At 49.8% G+C, this 939-nt stretch carries 1 protein-coding gene and 1 pseudogene; both read left to right on the forward strand.

What is annotated here, in order from left to right:
- Nucleotides 1–249 (forward strand): annotated as a pseudogene (locus tag VBE63_RS30310) (hypothetical protein); the annotation flags it as partial.
- A 173-nt stretch (nucleotides 250–422) separates the two neighbouring features.
- A complete protein-coding gene (locus tag VBE63_RS30315; protein ID WP_323686675.1) occupies nucleotides 423–821 on the forward strand; it encodes a DUF6573 family protein in 399 nt (132 codons plus the stop codon).
- Nucleotides 822–939: the final 118 nt, after the last annotated feature.

Here is a 939-nt window from a genome sequence, read left to right on the forward strand (position 1 = left end):
GCCCTCTGGCTCTTTCTGCTGTGGGATGAGCGCTACAGTACCGACAAGCAATTAGCCTTTGATGAGCTTGCTCGTGACACGCGTCTGCTGGCCTTGCTCGGCTGGGATGTCACGCAGGCGACCGAGTGGCTGGATTGGATGGCAAGCCGAGGGTTGGTTCAGCTCGATCGGTATACCGGCAGTGTGGTACTGCTGCGCCTCGCCGAGACTCCAAAGGTTGTTACTGGGCTGTACAGTGAGTTGGTTTGAGGTTGAGCAATCATGAAGCAAGTTATAGAAATCGGGAGGTATCAAATTTCAAAAAAAGTAGCTTAAAATTGCGATATAAGTGATCATCAAAAGTCCTGGTTTATTCACTAAAGCTTCTGGTATAATTTTTCGAGTACGAGAGACTTGAAACTACTTACAGCAAGGTTCAACTAATGCGGAAAAATGCGATTGCAAGCAACTTTGTTGCCGTTCATACCTATACCCGGGCTCAAGCGCTAGCGGATGGTGTGCTGAAGAATGCGAGCTTATTTGCTACGAGAGTCGGGTTTAAGCACCCTCTGGCTATGACGTCAGCTGTCTGTGATGACTGTGTAAGATGGAATAATGATGTTGAGCTTGTGGAACAGAGTGAGACGCAAAGACTGTGGGATCTGCTCAGGGCGGCGCACCAGGAGTTCAGTTGCTCGTCTAATAAAAGCTATTTGAGTTTTAAGCTGCTGAGAGTTCCCCCTGGTGGCAATTGTCCTTCTTTGGTTGAGTTGATCCTGCATGTAGGGCCTGGTGACGACGGGGAGTCGGTCATTACGATCATGAACCCTGGAGAAGATTAGTCTGAGCGCCCATGAGTCGAGAAAGTCACGATCATAATTTCAAGAACCTGATTCTTGATTATCCGCGCGAGGCGATTGCCTTCTTCGCGGCTGCCGAGGCCTGGGCGATCGACCCCGG

Origin of the sequence: Lamprobacter sp. (genome assembly GCF_034860625.1) — a bacterium.
Classification (GTDB): domain Bacteria; phylum Pseudomonadota; class Gammaproteobacteria; order Chromatiales; family Chromatiaceae; genus Lamprobacter.